We start from the raw sequence: 15057 nt of genomic DNA on the forward strand, positions 1-15057 counted from the left end.
GCCCACATGACCGGCGGTTGAGTTGGAGAACCTGACGGCTCGCCCCCTCCGCACCGCGGAGGAGGCTAGGGTCTTTTCAGACCTTGAAGCGAGCGGTCGTCTCCTGCAGCCGCACCCCGATACGTGCCAGTTCCAGGCTTGACGAAGCCGTCTCTTCGCTGGCCGCAGCGGTCTGTTCGGAGATGTCGCGGACAGTGGTGACGCTGCGGCTGATCTCTTCGCCCGCCGCACCCTGCTGTTCCGCGGCGCAGGCGATCTGGCCGTTCATCGACTCGATGTCCTTGACCGACTGGGTGATCCGCTTGAGCATCTCGCCCGCCTCGCGGGACAGGCCGACGCTGCTGTCGGTCAACTGCACGTTATGGTCGAGCACCGTCGCCATGCGGTCGGTGCTCTGGTGCAGACCGGTGATGAGCTGGGCGATCTCGTCCGTCGAGGAGCGGGTACGCTGGGCCAGACCGCGGACCTCGTCGGCGACCACGGCGAAGCCGCGTCCCGCCTCGCCTGCGCGGGCGGCTTCGATGGCGGCATTGAGCGCCAGCAGATTGGTCTGTTCGGCCACGGCCTTGATCACGTCGAGCACGCCGCCAATGCTGTCGGCGTGGCCGCGCAAGGTGGTCATGGCGATCTTGGTCGACACCATCTCGCTGGCCAGCAGCTCAATCTGGGCGACGGCCTTGCTGACGGCCTGGTCGCCCTGCTGAGCCTGCTGACTGGCTTCCAGCGCCGAGCGGGCGGCTGCCCCGGCATTGCGCGCCACCTCGTGGGTAGTCGCCGTCATTTCCTGCATCGCGGTGGCGATCTGATCGGTTTCGCTCTTCTGGGATTGCACGCCGGCGCTGGTCTGTTCGGTAACCGCCGAGAGCTGTTCGGCGGCACTGGCAACCTGGACGACGCCGTCCTTCATCTCGCCGATCAGCCCACGCAGGTTGGTGGTCATCTGCTGCATGCTGATCTGTAGCGCGCCCAGTTCGTCCTTGCGGGTCACTTCCAACTGACGGGTGAAATCGCCGTTGGCGACCGTTTGCGCCAGGAGGACGGTGTCCTTCAGGGGATGGACGATGGACCGCGTGATCAGCCAGGCGCCGATGAGGCCCAGGGCGATCGCGATGGCCAGCCATACCAGCAACAGCTGACGTGCACCGCTTACATCCGTCAGCTGCAATTCCTTCTGGATCGCGGTGAGCTTGTCGGCAATCGACAGCAGCGACGTGATGGTCGTGGTGATACCGGCCTGACCCTGATCCACCTGTACCTGGGTGGTGATCAGTTGCTGCAGGCGTTGCTGGTAGCCCGCGATTTCATTGCCAAGTGTCTGCAGGGCCTCGGTCGGCAGGCCGCTGGTCGTGCCGAGCAGCTTGACCTTTGCCTGAATCTCATCCAAGGCGCGGTGGGCAGCGCTCTCGTTTTCCTTGCCGGGCGTGGTGGCATAGCTGCGCAGGGCAATGCGCATCTGCTGCAAATCGATGAAGAGGGCCGCCACCTGCTGGCGGTCTTCGAAACGCCCCTCCTGGGCATTGGCTGCTGTGGCTAGGGCCAGCAGATAGGTGTTGGCCGCTTCCGCCGTGGCGGTGGCAGCCTGCTGGACGGCCGCGCGTTCGCGGGTTGCCGTCACCACCTGGTTGTAGAAGTCCCGATAGCGCTTGAGGGCGGCCTTGGCTTCGCTCAGCAGGGCTTCGTTGGCCTTCGAATTGAAGTTGGGCGTGACGCTCTGCAACTGAGCCTCGATCTTGTCGAGCGCGGCCAGCCATTTGGCCGCCTGGGTATCGTCGGCCTTGACGATATAGACGAGCCGCTCGATGCGCATGTCGCGCGCCAGGGTACTGAATCCGGAGATATCGCTGATCCTTTCACTGCGGTCGCGCAGAGCGTCCGTGGCCTGCCATCCGGTATAGGCCACCAGCAGGATCATGCCAATGAGTAGGGAGAAACCAAGCGTCAGCTTGGCCCGAACGCTGATGTTGCTGAGAAGATTCCAGCCATTGTGCTGCATGGTGACTACCTGGATAGGGGGCGGGGTTGAGTGAGCCTCAGCCGGACATACATTTTTTGTTATCGCAATACCTATCGGTGTAAGAGGGCACCTGGAATAGCTAGCGCGATGGAGTGTGATTTTTTGCTACCAGCCGCTCACCAGATCTGTGCAGTGATGAGCCCAGTGGCGCGCGTCTTTACGGACAACCTAAATGTTGCGAGTTAGTCTGACCTTAAGAGTGAAAAAGTGATCCATGTCACAGCTTTTGGGGGGATGGCTGGCGGTTATCTCTGGATAGACGGCTTATTGCCATTCTGGCTGATGGCTCGGGGCTGATCAGCCGAACGCAGGCGGAGTAGGATCCATGACCTTGACTCGGGGCCGTCAGCAAATCGAGGTGCTTGGCCTGGAGCGTTCGTCTGGCGTCAGTGCAGGAGAACGCTTGTTAGGCAATTGCCGTTCGGCGCTGGGCACCTCTGCCCGCACCACCGGTTCTGCTGGTGTCCGGAAACTTGCCAGTCGCCTGGATCGAGGGCTACTGTGTAAATAGACAGTTATGGAGCCTGTGCCCATGGCTCATAGCCAGCCGCCCCAGCCGACCTCCTATGAGCGCCTGACGATGCGAGTGTCGCGGCTGGTCAACAATGCGCGCGGGATCCTCGACAAGCACGTGCACGTGGAGCGTCTGGCGGCGAGCCGTGAGGACTGGGCACTGTTGCTGGAAGCCTTTGGCGAGACCGAAGGCCTGATCGTGGCCCATCGCGATGACGGTAGCATCGACCTGTTCTGGAGGGTCAGCTACGACGACTACTGAGCGAAGGCGCGGCCGACAGCGCCGGACAGGCGTCGCACGACGTGCCGGATCGTGACATTGTCGCAGGTCGAGAGCTGGCGACGTCACGGCCGTGCAGTAGGGCTGGCTTAGATGCCATTTCAGGGATCGTCGCTTGGAAGGAGATCAGGATGGACATCCAGCGCTTGGGAACGGCCTGGGCTCCGGCCTATCGGCAGCTGATGTTGGAGGCTTACACCGCACATCCGGAGGCCTTCACTTCGAGCCCGCAGGAGCGGGAGAGTCTGCCGCTCAGTTGGTGGGAGGGTCGTCTGCAGGAAGGCGCCCAGGCGGGCGAGCGGGTCTGGGGTGCGACCCATGGCGCGGATCTGCTGGGCATTGTCGGCCTTGGCCTCGAGACGCGGGAAAAGGGCCGGCACAAGGCGATTCTGTTCGGGATGTACGTGCCCATCCAGTACCGGCGCCTGGGCATAGCGAAGGCCTTGCTGGACGAGCTGCTGGCCCATGCGCAGGAGCTGTCCAGGCTCAGGGTCATTCAGCTCACGGTCACCGAAGGCAACCATGCCGCTCAGGCGCCCTATGAACAGGCAGGCTTCACGGTCTTTGGCCGCGAGCCGCTGGCAGTCGCTGTGGGCAATACCTTTGTCACCAAGCTGCACCTCTGGTGTGATCTGGACACCCTGAGGCGCCGCTAGCGCTCAGGCGCTGGACTGCGTGACCGGGACCGGGCCAGGATCAGGGCTTTCAGCCAGCAGCACTATCGGCAGCGACCCGGGGCATGCCTTTCCTGCCTCGACCCTGGGTCGCCGTTCTGTACTCTATAAGATGTCGTAAAACCGCCTCGAAAGAATTGTCATAGCGTCACATCTGCCCTCTAGGCTCGCCGCCCCAGACAACTTGTAACAAGTTGTATCAAAGAGGCTAAGGGGAAGAGTCGGTGAAACGTTCAGGCAATAAACCCGCGGTAATCACGGCCGTGTTGACGGCATCACTGCTGGCGGTGTCGGTGCAGGCCGCTAGCCGCTCGGGTAGCAATGCCACCAATGGGGTCGATCTGCTGTCGGGATACAATAAGCTCTGGACGCCGGGCGCTACCTGGAATACTGGATCCCCGACCGCCCTGGGCGCGCCCATCCTGCAGCGCAACGTGCAGTATGTGATCGATCTGTCCCACACCCGTACCCACGACCAGGAAGTGGCTGCCTATTACGACGACCGTCGTGACCAGAGCTACAGCCTGATCAGTGGCCTGGGTCCCTTGGCCGAGGCCTATCGAGTCGGCGCGGGAGCCTTCACCACCATTCCCCAATTCGACGCCTCGACCCAGACGGTCAAGTACGAAGACCAGGGCAATGGCTCGGGCGACATCCATTCGCGCCTGGGCAAGGTCGCCCAACTGGTCAAGGCGATTCGCGACGACGCCTCCACCAGTTCGGCGAAGAACTTCTATCAGTATCCTCGGCCCTGGAGGCAAACCAGCGAAGACATCGTGGCGCCGTCCCTGCGTCCGGCGCGCAGCCAAACGCCCGCGAGCGATGGCGGCTTTCCCAGCGGCCATACCAATGCGGCCTATCTGGCCGGCATCGGCTACGGCTACGCCGTGCCTCAGCGCCTGGGAGAGGAACTCTTCCGCGCCTCTGAGCTGGGCAACAATCGCATCGTCGCCGGCATGCACTCGCCGCTGGATGTGATCGGTGGGCGCATCACCGCTACCTATTTCGCCATCGACAACCTGGTCAACAACGCCCAGTTGCGCAGCGATGCCTTCGCCCAGGCCCAGGCCTACTTCGCTCAGCAGTGTGGCGGCGACATCAACAACTGCGTGGCTCAAGTCGATCCGGCTACCGACCAGCAGTCGCAGCACGCGCGGGACCGGGCGCTGTACACCGCCCGCATGACCTACGGCTTCGCCCCCGTTGGCCCGACCAATCTGGCGCCGGTGGTACCGGTCAATGCCGAGGTGTTGCTGGAAACGCGCTTCCCTTATCTCAGCGCCAGCCAGCGCCGCGACATCCTGGCTAGCACCGAGTTGTCCTCGGGCTATGTGGTCATCGACGAATCCAACGGCTACGGTCGGCTCAACCTGATGGCTGCGGCCGATGGCTACGGCGCCTTTAACGGCAACGTCAGCGTCAACATGGATGCGAGCCAGGGTGGCTTCAACGTCCTCGATGCCTGGCGCAACAACATCGGTGGCAGCGGCAGCCTGACCAAGAATGGCAGTGGCGAACTCACCCTCACTGGTCTCAACACCTACAGCGGTGGCACGCTGATCAATGGCGGTACCCTGCGTGGCCATGCCCAGGCCTTCGGCAGCGGCGACATCACCGACAACGCCACCCTGATACTGGAGCAGTCGGTCAACGACAGCCTAGCCAACAGACTGCATGGCACTGGCAGCCTGGTGAAGACCGGGGTCGGCTCCCTGAGCTTGACCGGCAATAGCGATTTCGCCGGTACCACCCGCATCGATCAGGGTCGCCTGGCCATCAATGGCAACCTCGGCAACTCGGCGGTCACCGTCAATACCGGCGCCACCCTGGGCGGTAACGGCAGTCTGGCCAGTCTTCACGTCGCCCAGGGCGGCATTCTCGCTCCCGGCAACTCGGTAGGGCAGCTCGACGTCAACGGCAACGCCACCCTCGACCAAGGCTCGATCTATCAGGTCGAGACCGGTGCCAGCAACCGCGCCGATCGCCTGGTCGCCACGGGCAGCATCGCCGTCAACGGCGCCACCCTGGCACTGGTTTCCAGCCCCTACTGGCAGCCCCTGGGCAGCTATCAGCTACTCAGCGCCGGTAACCGCCTGAGCGGTCGCTTTGGGCAGATCCAATCCGATTTCGCCTTCCTCACCCCGACGCTGAGCTACAGCGCTAACCAGGCGATCCTAAGCCTGCCACGCAATGGCGTGGCCTTCGCCGACCTGGCCGATGGCCGCAATGCCCGGTCCGCTGCAGAGGGGCTGGATAAGGCCGGCGCCGGCAATGCGCTGTGGAATCAGGTCGTCGCGACCAATGCCACTGGTGCTCGCTCGACCTTCCAGAGCCTGGGCAACGAACTACATGCCTCGACCAAGACGGTGCTGGTGGAGGACAGCCGCCTGGTACGCAACGCCATGGCCGAGCGTCTGCACGACGCCCAGGACGACGCTCCGTCCGGTTCCGGCATCCAGGGCTTGGCCGGCAGCCCCGAGCGCGGCCTGGTCTGGACCCAGGCGCTCGGTGCCTGGGGCCGCAACGACGGCAGTCACGACGCCAGCAGCCTGGACAGCCACAGCCATGGCTTGCTGATTGGCAGTGACATCCCGCTGGACAACGGCTGGCGCGTCGGGGGGCTGGTGGGCTTGGGTCATACCGATCTGGATCTGCGCGACGAATCCGGCTCGCTCGACAGCACCAACTACCACCTGGGGCTCTATGCCGGCCAGCATTGGGATGCCTTTAGTCTCAAGCTGGGCCTGGCCCACAGCTGGCATTCGGTGGCGGCGCAGCGCGACCTGGCGGTCCTCGGCAGCAATCAGCACCTGGCGCCGGACTATGACGCCGACACCACCCAGGCCTTTGGCGAACTGGCCTATCGGATCGACGCGGGCAGCCTGAACCTCTCGCCCTTCGCCAACCTGGCCCAGGTGCACCTGCGGACCGACGGCTTCCACGAGCGCAGTGTGCCTTGGCGCTGGACAATCCGCGGCAGAACACCGACGTGACCTTCAGCACCCTCGGTCTGCGCCTGGCGAGCAAACCGCTAGGTGACTGGAAGGTGGTGCCGAGCGCCACCCTGGGCTGGCGCCATGCCTATGGTGATACCACGCCCGAGCACGAGGCGGCCTTCGCCGGTGGGCCGGATCTCAAACTGATGGGGGCGCCCATCGCGCGTGAGTCCGCCGTGATGCAGGGCGCGCTGGACATGGCGCTGAGCGAGACGGTGTCGCTAGGCCTGGGCTATGACGGGCAACTAAGTGGCCGGACCAAGGCCCAGGACCTCAAGGCTCGACTCAGCTGGCGATTCTGAACGGGGCGTGCCAAGTGCCGGAACGGGCAGGGCGCGCAGTTAAGCGCGAGGCGAGGCCGCCGAAGAAGGACGACCCCGCTGCGGCCAAGGGCTAGAAAGACGCCAGGTTGTCCGGGGTGATCAGCTGGAAGGGCACCTTGGTGAGCGTGTTGCTGGTGGGGCCATTGGCCAGGCGCAGCGCCATGTCCACCGCGCCTTCGCCCTGGCCCTTGGCATCCTGCAGGACGCTGACCGCCAGCTTGCCCGCGCGCATTTCCTGCAACCCGTCGGGCGTGCCGTCGATGCCGCCCACCAGGTATTGCGCCAGTGGCTTGCCGGCCTTTTCCAGACCCCGGATCGCACCGATGGCCATCTCGTCGTTGTTGGCGGCGACGATGTCGAAGGCCACGCCCTTGTTGACCCATTGCATGACGAGATCGGTAGCCTCGCTGCGCTGCCAGTTGGCCGAGGCCTTAACCACGACCTGCATGTCCGGGTACTTGGCCACCACCTTCTCGACGCTTTCGGTACGCAGCTTGGTCGCCGGGTGGTGCGATTCGCCCATCAGGATCGCCACCTTGCCCTTGTAGCCGGCGCGGCGGGCCAGCTCCTCCATCTGCATCGTCGCGGCTTCCACCTCGTCCGAACCGACGAAGCCCGCATAGGCCGGCAACGGCGAGACGTTGGGGCGATAGTTGATGAACACCAGCGGCACCTTGCTGCTCATCGCCAGGGACAGCATCTCCTGGGTGTTGCTGTCATCGATGAGATTGACGATGACCGCATCGACCCGGGCGGCGATCAGGTTGCGGTACTGGCGTAGCTGCAAGGCGCTGTCGCTACTGGCGTTTTCCAGGAACAGATCGGCGTCCAGGGTACGGGCGCGTTCCTCGACATTATTGATCAGCGCGGTACGGAAGTTGTCGCGCTTGGAGGTCAAAACGCCGATCAACGGGGCACTGGCCTGGGCCACGTTGACGCAGGTGGCGGCCAGCATGAAACCGGCGAGGAGACGAAGCGTTGGCTTGAACATGAGTCGATCCCCGATCAGACACTGAAACGTTGCAGCAGCTCGCGCTGCCGGCTGGCCATGAGCGAAAGGTCCTCGCTGCTGTGCGCGGCACGCTCGGCGCCTTCTGCAGCCCGGAGCGCGGCGTCGTTGATCTGCACCATCATGCGGCTGGTTTGCTGCACGGTGACGCTCTGCTCTTCGGTCGCGGCGGCGATCTGGGTGTTCATCTCGCGGATGGTGCCGACCGCCTGGCTCATGTTCTGCAGGGCTTCGCGGGTGGAGGAGGCCAGTTGCACGCACTCCCCGGAGTGGGCGCGACTCACCCCCATGATGTCCACTACCGAGTGGATCTTCTGCTGCATCTGTTCGATCTGCTGCTGGATCTCGCTGGTGGAGCTCTGGGTGCGACTGGCGAGGGAGCGTACCTCGTCGGCGACCACAGCGAAGCCGCGCCCCTGTTCACCGGCGCGGGCGGCTTCGATGGCGGCATTGAGCGCCAGCAGGTTGGTCTGCTCGGCGATATTGCGGATGGCATCGACGATGCCGTCGATGCTCTGGCCATAGCCCTGCAGTTCATCGGTGGCCTGGGCGGCGACCTGGATCTGCTGGGCCTGGCGCTGGATGCTGTCGATGGTCTCGGCGACGGTGGTGCCGGTCGTGGTGCTCAGCTCGAAGGTGTGGTCCACGGCATCCTTGGTGTCGAGCGCGCGCTGGGCTACCTCGGCCACGGTGCTTTCCATCTGAGTCATCGCCGAGGCGGCGGACCCGAGGCGTTCGGTCTGCTCCTCCACGGCGCGGGTGGTGCTGGCGCTGATGTCGGCATTGGCCTGGGCGGTACGACGGAGGTCGTCGGCCGACTGGGTAAGGGTGGTCACCGTGGTTTGCAGCGAGCGGATCAGTTCGTTGAGATAGCTGCCCAGCTCGCTGAATTCGTCTTTGCGACTCACATCGAACTGGACCCGCAGATCGCCAGCCGTGACCTGGCGCAGCGATTCGCGGAACGCCTGCAGCGGACGCCGCAGGCCGCGCGCGACCCACAGGCCGATGAGCACGGCGGCGCAGATCGCCAGCAGGGCGACGATGAAGAGTACCTGGCGACTGGTGGCCACGCTGGCATCGGTATCGTTCTTGGCTTGCTGCGCCACGGCGACGGCCCCGCCGCTGAGGGTGCGCAGGGCATCCAGGGTCGCCTGCAGCGCCGTGCTGGTACGCTGGCGTTGGTCGTCGAACTGGGCTTCGGCCGCAGCCTGCCGCTCGTAGGCCAGGCGCAGCCCATCGGGCGCGGTCATCTCGTGCAGCAGGCGCGTGACCATCACGCCCACGATACGCGCGTTGCGCTCGTCGAGGGCGGCCAGATCGCGCAGCCGGTCGGTGATGACATCCTGCTGCTGGTTGAGCGCCATGGCCAGGCTCGACAGATCCACGCGTGCCGCCTGGGCGGCGAAGGCGGCGTAGGTCTTGTCCGTTTCGATCAGCAGCAACTGGGCGGCGCGGACCGCCGAAGTGGCGCCTTCCGCCTTCCGTTGTGCGCTGTAGGCCTGCAGGTAGCTGGACAGTCGATTGGCCTCGGGCGTGGCATAGCCCTGCAGGGTCCGGGTTTCACGGCGCACGGTGACCAGCTGGCGGTAGCTGTCGATGAGGATTTTCGCCTGCTGGCCGTAGGCATTGCCCAGTTTCTGCTCTTGATCGAGTGCCTGGACCAGTTGCTCGTGGTCGCGCAACAGCGCCGGCAGGCGCTGGTGCAGCTGCAGGTAGTTGGCGAATTGCTGGTGGAATTGTTGTTCGCGCGTGGCGATCTGGGCGGTATCGGACTCGGCCAGCAGCCCGAGCAGGGCCTGGTTGGCGCTCAGCAGCTGCACGTTGATTTCGCCGACCGCCTGGCCGAGCGGAGCGGACTGCTCAGTGATGACCGTCAGCCGTTCATGGATGGACTGGGTACTGTTGAAGCTCACGGCGACGATGCCCAGCAGCAGAAACACCAGGAGAGCGATGCCGCCGACTACCCGTTGAAGAAGCGTCATGGTTGTTCCCTGCTTTATTGGCGATGTTGAGGCAGGAGGCCAACGGCGGCAGACGTCATGGCGCGTCTCGATGCCTGTCCATGGCCAACAGCTCCGCAGCCTAGTCGTATCACCCGACCTTTCCGCATCGTCTGCGGACGTGCGGCCTTCGCCGGGCGACCAGCTGTTGTCGATAATGATCAGATGCGCGCGCTAGAGCCTGGCGGTGCGGTTCAGGCGCTCGACGACTATCAGCTCGCTGGGCAGGCATGCGGGTTCCGCCACGCCCACCGTGCGACGGACACCTCAGGTCGCAAAGCCGGCGCGGCGGGTCAGAAACCAACCCGTGCTTCTCCAGGTCTCTGAAAGGTCTCTTTTCACAGGAATACCCGATGTCGAAAGTTCTGCTGTGCTCCCTCGTACTGGCTACTGCCGCAACCCTGGCGGCGTGCGACAAGACTTCCGAAGACCATGCCCGGGAGGCTCAGGTCCATAGCCAGAAGGCCGAGGAAAAGGCTGCCGAAGGCAAGGTCGACCGGGCTGCCCAGGAGCAGACCAAGGCCCAGGAAGACCGTGCCCAGGCCAATGACGCCGCAGCCAGCGAAGGGCGCCACTCGCCTCCCGATTCCGCCGTGCCCGGCTACATCAAGACGCCCAGCAAGGAAAATCCCTGAGTCTCGTCCTCGGTCCGCTGCCGGTTTCGGGCCGGTAGCAGAGGAGGGGAGGTGAGCGCGATACGGGCGGGCACAGCGGCTGCTGTCACTGATCGCGGGGGCTGCTCCTGGCGCCTCGCGAGTCGGAGTGCCCAGGGGATGAGGTAAGAAGGCCATGCCAAGGCCTTGCCCAGGCGCAGGACAATACCCCTGGGCGAGCGGATGACCGCTATCGCCCAGGCGAGCAACGGCTGTTTACATCCGGGCCAGGAGGATTAGAGTAGGAAGCCACTTCGCCATCACTCGCCTCTTCCTGGAGCCGCCATGAGCCCTTCGCGACCGATCCACTGGTATCGTGCCCGCAGCACGCTCGAAATCGTCGTCCTGGGGCTGGGCGTCATCGCTCTGGTGGTTGCGCTCGATCAGGGGCTGCGCAACTCGCCTTCCGAACACCTTGCCGACTATCACGCCTGCAAGGGCGATGGTGGTCTGGCACGGATGAATGCCATCGGTGAGATCGTTTGCCGGCTGCCCAGCCCGGTGATCGGTCAGGTGGCGGCCAAGACCCCCGCGGTGTCCGGTCTCTAACGACTTCGCCGGCTTCTCTGGGGCCTGCTCAAGCCAGGCCTGATTCCCCTCCGGTCGGACCGTGCACGTCCGACCGCGGCTTTCTCCCTCCTTTCTTCTCCATTGCGCCCGCAGTGCCAGGCGTGGACCATGGCTGCCTGTTCGCCGCAATGCAAACAGCTATTACTTAACGTAACATTTGATAATGAGAGTTTTTATCATTTAAAGTGCTGGCCCTCGCGCGATGCCGCGAAGAGCAGCCTTCAAGTGCACGGCGTCGGCTGCAACGCCACGGTCACAAGGATCACCATGAACACCCAAGGAACCCTCTGCCAGCCCATCCGCCTTCCTCGCGCGGCCCTTCGTCAGTTGCTCCTGATCGGCGCGCTGATTCCCTTTTCGCTGACGGCCCTGGCCGCCACGGTGGCCGAGCAGAGCGCCACGGAACTGGACACCCTGACCATCGAAGGCAATCGCCTCTACGACATGGCGCCCTCGGAACAGACCGGCGGCTATACCGTGGATTCGGCGACCGTGGGCACCAAGACGCCGGCCGCCCTGCGCGACATTCCCCAGTCGATCACCTCCTATACCAGCGACTACATCAAGGATCGCAACTTCAACACCCTGGACGAGCTGGCCAAGTCCACTGCCGGGTTGCGGGTGCTGACCAACGACAGCGGGCGTTCCTCCATCTATTCGCGTGGCTACGAGTACGACGAATACAACATCGACGGCCTGCCGGCGCCCATGACCAGCATCTTCGGTACCGTGCCCATCCTCTCGCCCTTCGACCGGGTCGAGATCATGCGCGGCCCCTCCGGGCTGTTCAACAGCACCAGCGAGCTGGGCGGCATCGTCAACATGGTACGCAAGCGCGGCACCGAGGACTTCCAGGGGCATATCACCGGGCGCTACGGCTCCTGGGACACCAACTACCAGGAAATCGACCTGGCCGGTCCGCTCACCGCGAGCAAGAACGTCCGTGGCCGCTTCGTCGCCTCCCGCGCCGACAGCAATGGCGAGGTGGATTACAACGCCAATACCGACCAGAGTTACTACGGCGATCTGGACATCGACCTGTCCGACGCCACCCAGATCTCCTTCGGCCTGATCCATCAGGTCAAAAACCTCACGCCGCACAACGGCTATCCCACCGACGCCCAGGGCAATCTGCTGGATTTCAGCCAGTCGCGCTTCCTGGGGGCGGACTGGAACTACTTCGACGGCAAGACCACCGACGGCATCTTCGAGCTGACCCACAGGTTCGATAACGGCGGCTATGGACGGATCGCCGCCCGGGCCTCGCACCGGGAGGCAGATTACCTCTATGCCTTCACCGGTGGGGCGGTGCAGGCCAATGGCAACACCAGCATCCGCGCCAGCACCCGGGACTTCGAGCAGGACGCCTATTCCCTCGATGCCAGCTACAGCCAGCCCTTCGAGGCGCTGGGGCAGGTCAGCGAATTCGTCGTGGGTACCGACTACAAGCACTACGACACCGATTACCAGAATGGCAACAGCGTCCTGGGTACGGTCAATGTGAACAGCTATTCGCCAACCCGCTTCGCCAAGCCGGCGCGCGCCTACCAGACCGACTTCAATAGTGAGGATCGCGAGTTCGGCCTCTATTCCAAGGTGACCTTCCGGCCCATCGAGCGCCTGGCGCTGATCGGCGGCGCCCGCGTTTCCTGGTACAGGGGCGAGGCCTACACCACCACCCTGGCCAGCGGCGCCGAGGCGGGGGAAAGCCAGAAGCACAGTGGCTTCGTCACCCCCTATCTGGGCACCGTCTACGACCTGGACGACTACCATTCCCTCTACGCCAGCTACTCCAAGGTCTACAAGCCGCAGAGCGAGCTGGATGGCCAGGGCAAGGCGCTGGATCCGCGCGAGGGTGACCAGTACGAGGTCGGGATCAAGGGCAGCTACTTCAACGGCGATATGAATGCACGGCTGTCGATCTTCCAGCTGACCGACGAGAACCGGGCGGCCCGGCCCTTCGACGCCAACGGCGTGGCCATCACCACCTATTCCGACAGCTCCGGCAAGACCCGGGTGAAGGGCGCCGAGATCGAGGTCAGCGGCAAGCTCACCGAGCAGTGGGAGATGCTCGCCGGCTACACCTACATGGATACCCAGAACCTCAGCGGCGATGGCAATACCCTGTTCGAAGCCATGCCCAAGCACATGGCCTCGCTGTGGACCAAGTACACCCTGGCGGGCGGTCCGCTGACCGGTCTGAGCATCGGCGGCGGGGTGACCGCGATGAGCGATTTCTCCCAGACCAACCAGACCTCTGGAGTCACCGTGTCCGCCCCCGGCTATGCCACCGTGGATGCCAAGTTCTCCTATCCGGTCACTAAGCAACTCACCGCGACCCTGGACGTGAACAACCTTCTCGACAAGGAATACTGGTCGCGCGTAGGTTCGGTCTCCACCTTCAACTTCCAGGGCCCCTCGCGTAGCGTGATGGTCGGCGCGCGTTACGACTTCTGATGTCCAGGCCGACCCGGGCCAGGCTCGGGTCGGTCGGCGCGATGCAGGCCATGACGATCTCTTCCACGATGCACTGAGATGCGATGAAAGATTCACTCTTCCAGCGGGACGATGTGGGCAGCGAGTCCTGGTGGCAGGCCGTCGCCTGCCGCGGCACGCCGCTGATCGAACCCACTGTGGCCGGGCGCTATCGCCTGACCTTTGTCTGGCGCGATCCCGAGGGTTTGGCCGAGCGCTCCGGTACCCAGCGGGTCTGGCTCAATATCACCGGGGTCACCGACCACCATCAACCGGGCCTGCCGCAGAGCCTGCGGCGTCTGCCAGGCACCGATGTCTGGACCTGGGAGACCGAACTGGATGGCCGCTGGCGGGGCAGCTACTGCCTGATCCCCAGCGGGGAGCCGGCGCCCTTCGAAGGCGAAGCCCAGCCTGATCTGCAGGGCATCCGCCTCTGGTGGCGCAGCGTCTTTCCCCTGGCCCGGGCCGACCGGCTCAATCCCCGCCGCGCCTGGCAGGGTGGCCGCGGGTTGGCGGTGTCGGGCGTGCATCTGCCGGATGCGCCTGCGCAACCGGCCTGGGCGGCCTTCGACACCGATCGCACCTTGTCTCCCGCGGCATGGCCGAGCCTGCAGCAATTCCAGTGGGACAGCGCCAGACTGGGCAACAGCCGCCCGGTGTGGCTCTTCGCTACCGGTAATACCACCCCTATGGAACGGCCGCTGGCCATTCTGCTGGATGGGCAATTCTGGGCCCAGACGATGCCCATCGGCGTGCCGTTGCAAGAGCTCACGGATGCCGGCCAGTTGCCGGAAGCGGTCTATCTGCTGATCGACCACAGCGATCGCGCCCTGCGTGGTAGCGAGTTGCCCTGCAATCCCGAGTTCTGGCTGGCGCTGCAGGAAGAGCTGCTACCCCAGGTGCGCGACTGGGCGGCCCATGCCCAGTCGGCCACCTCGACCGTGGTCGCCGGGCAGAGCTTTGGCGGGTTGGCGGCGCTCTATGCCGCCTTGCACTGGCCGGAGCGCTTCGGCTGCGCGCTGAGCCAGTCCGGTTCCTTCTGGTGGCCGCAACGCGGCAAACCAGGCCGACTGTTCGAGGCGCTGGAAAGCGGGCAGGGGAGGGGGCATCCCTTGCGGCTGTTTATCGAGGCGGGGCTGCGCGAGCCGGCCATCCTCGAAGCCTCCCGGGCCCTGGTCCCGCGCCTGCGCGAGCAGGGCCACGCGCTCGACTATCGCGAGATCGATGGGGGCCATGATGCCCTCTGGTGGCGCGGGGGCCTGCTCGACGGCCTGGTCCGGCTCTGGCAACCCCTGGTCGCCGCCGACGCCCACCGCTAATCCCTACTGCCAGGAGGTCCGATGGACGCTCTCAATCCCTTCGACGATCCCGCGCAGGTGCTGCTGATCCTGCGCAATGCCCGGGGCCAGTGCAGCCTCTGGCCGGAGGCTATGGCCGTTCCCGCCGGCTGGGCGCCGGTGTTCGGGCCCGCGCCGCGCGCGGCCTGCGACGACTGGCTGGCCAGCCACTGGCGCGATATCCGCCCGGTCGCCTCTCTGCTTTCCTGACTG

General features: G+C 64.7%; 10 protein-coding genes and 3 pseudogenes. 8 read left to right on the plus strand and 5 right to left on the minus strand.

Annotation, left to right across the window (positions count from 1 at the left end):
• Positions 1 to 76 precede the first annotated feature (76 nt).
• Together C722_RS27175 and C722_RS27180 are read right to left on the minus strand one after the other, a co-directional pair.
• The gene (locus tag C722_RS27175) at positions 77 to 949 is read right to left on the minus strand and encodes a methyl-accepting chemotaxis protein (protein WP_371099827.1); all 873 of its coding nucleotides are present in this window, start codon (positions 947 to 949) and stop codon (positions 77 to 79) included.
• Positions 935 to 1993: pseudogene (locus C722_RS27180) on the minus strand (methyl-accepting chemotaxis protein); the annotation flags it as partial. The pseudogene C722_RS27180 and the gene C722_RS27175, both read right to left, overlap by 15 nt.
• Before the next feature lie 553 nt (positions 1994 to 2546).
• Between C722_RS27180 and C722_RS0119530 the strand changes: the two are divergent.
• The 3 genes and pseudogenes from C722_RS0119530 to C722_RS25165 all read left to right on the plus strand — a co-directional run bounded on the left by C722_RS0119530 (position 2547) and on the right by C722_RS25165 (position 6779).
• Positions 2547 to 2789: a DUF1654 domain-containing protein gene (locus C722_RS0119530; RefSeq protein WP_017642130.1), complete on the plus strand. Its 243-nt coding sequence runs from the start codon at positions 2547 to 2549 to the stop codon at positions 2787 to 2789.
• A 149-nt stretch (positions 2790 to 2938) separates the two neighbouring features.
• Positions 2939 to 3463: a GNAT family N-acetyltransferase gene (locus C722_RS0119535; protein WP_017642131.1), complete on the plus strand. Its 525-nt coding sequence runs from the start codon at positions 2939 to 2941 to the stop codon at positions 3461 to 3463.
• A 272-nt stretch (positions 3464 to 3735) separates the two neighbouring features.
• Positions 3736 to 6779: pseudogene (locus C722_RS25165) on the plus strand (autotransporter domain-containing protein).
• 91 nt (positions 6780 to 6870) lie between these two features.
• On the opposite strand, the gene C722_RS0119545 reads toward C722_RS25165, so the two are convergent.
• The 3 genes and pseudogenes from C722_RS0119545 to C722_RS27190 form a co-directional block, all read right to left on the minus strand.
• On the minus strand, positions 6871 to 7791 hold the full coding sequence (locus tag C722_RS0119545; RefSeq protein ID WP_017642134.1) for a substrate-binding domain-containing protein: 921 nt from the start codon (positions 7789 to 7791) through the stop codon (positions 6871 to 6873).
• A gap of 14 nt (positions 7792 to 7805) precedes the next feature.
• Positions 7806 to 8519, minus strand: coding sequence for a methyl-accepting chemotaxis protein (locus tag C722_RS27185; RefSeq protein WP_371099828.1), 714 nt, complete (start codon positions 8517 to 8519; stop codon positions 7806 to 7808).
• Between the two features lie 144 nt (positions 8520 to 8663).
• A pseudogene (locus C722_RS27190) lies at positions 8664 to 9791 on the minus strand (HAMP domain-containing protein); the annotation flags it as partial.
• Between the two features lie 371 nt (positions 9792 to 10162).
• Between C722_RS27190 and C722_RS25170 the strand changes: the two are divergent.
• The 5 genes from C722_RS25170 (at position 10163) to C722_RS0119575 (ending at position 15054) form a co-directional block, all read left to right on the plus strand.
• Positions 10163 to 10444 (plus strand): hypothetical protein, encoded by a 282-nt coding sequence (locus C722_RS25170; RefSeq protein ID WP_017642136.1) that lies wholly within the window; start codon positions 10163 to 10165, stop codon positions 10442 to 10444.
• Positions 10445 to 10747: 303 nt separating this feature from the next.
• Positions 10748 to 11011: a hypothetical protein gene (locus C722_RS0119560; RefSeq protein ID WP_017642137.1), complete on the plus strand. Its 264-nt coding sequence runs from the start codon at positions 10748 to 10750 to the stop codon at positions 11009 to 11011.
• Positions 11012 to 11299: 288 nt separating this feature from the next.
• Positions 11300 to 13489 carry a TonB-dependent siderophore receptor gene (locus tag C722_RS0119565; RefSeq protein ID WP_017642138.1) on the plus strand — a complete coding sequence of 730 codons (2190 nt, stop codon included), beginning with the start codon at positions 11300 to 11302 and terminating at the stop codon, positions 13487 to 13489.
• 83 nt (positions 13490 to 13572) lie between these two features.
• Positions 13573 to 14826: an enterochelin esterase gene (gene fes / locus C722_RS0119570; protein WP_017642139.1), complete on the plus strand. Its 1254-nt coding sequence runs from the start codon at positions 13573 to 13575 to the stop codon at positions 14824 to 14826.
• Between the two features lie 21 nt (positions 14827 to 14847).
• Positions 14848 to 15054 carry an MbtH family NRPS accessory protein gene (locus tag C722_RS0119575; RefSeq protein WP_017642140.1) on the plus strand — a complete coding sequence of 69 codons (207 nt, stop codon included), beginning with the start codon at positions 14848 to 14850 and terminating at the stop codon, positions 15052 to 15054.
• The last annotated feature ends 3 nt before the right edge of the window (positions 15055 to 15057 follow it).

The organism is Pseudomonas sp. 313, from assembly GCF_000316965.1.
Lineage (GTDB): Bacteria > Pseudomonadota > Gammaproteobacteria > Pseudomonadales > Pseudomonadaceae > Chryseomonas > Chryseomonas benzopyrenica.

Excerpts from the sequence above, each read along its gene's own strand:
- C722_RS0119575 (WP_017642140.1), top strand. The coding sequence starts at position 14,848 with ATGGACGCTCTCAATCCCTTCGACGATCCCGCGCAGGTGCTGCTGATC.
- C722_RS0119565 (WP_017642138.1), top strand. The coding sequence starts at position 11,300 with ATGAACACCCAAGGAACCCTCTGCCAGCCCATCCGCCTTCCTCGCGCG.
- C722_RS0119535 (WP_017642131.1), top strand. The coding sequence starts at position 2,939 with ATGGACATCCAGCGCTTGGGAACGGCCTGGGCTCCGGCCTATCGGCAG.
- C722_RS25170 (WP_017642136.1), top strand. The coding sequence starts at position 10,163 with ATGTCGAAAGTTCTGCTGTGCTCCCTCGTACTGGCTACTGCCGCAACC.
- C722_RS27175 (WP_371099827.1), bottom strand. The coding sequence starts at position 949 with ATGCAGCAGATGACCACCAACCTGCGTGGGCTGATCGGCGAGATGAAG.
- C722_RS0119560 (WP_017642137.1), top strand. The coding sequence starts at position 10,748 with ATGAGCCCTTCGCGACCGATCCACTGGTATCGTGCCCGCAGCACGCTC.
- C722_RS27185 (WP_371099828.1), bottom strand. The coding sequence starts at position 8,519 with ATGACTCAGATGGAAAGCACCGTGGCCGAGGTAGCCCAGCGCGCGCTC.
- C722_RS0119545 (WP_017642134.1), bottom strand. The coding sequence starts at position 7,791 with ATGTTCAAGCCAACGCTTCGTCTCCTCGCCGGTTTCATGCTGGCCGCC.
- fes (WP_017642139.1), top strand. The coding sequence starts at position 13,573 with ATGAAAGATTCACTCTTCCAGCGGGACGATGTGGGCAGCGAGTCCTGG.
- C722_RS0119530 (WP_017642130.1), top strand. The coding sequence starts at position 2,547 with ATGGCTCATAGCCAGCCGCCCCAGCCGACCTCCTATGAGCGCCTGACG.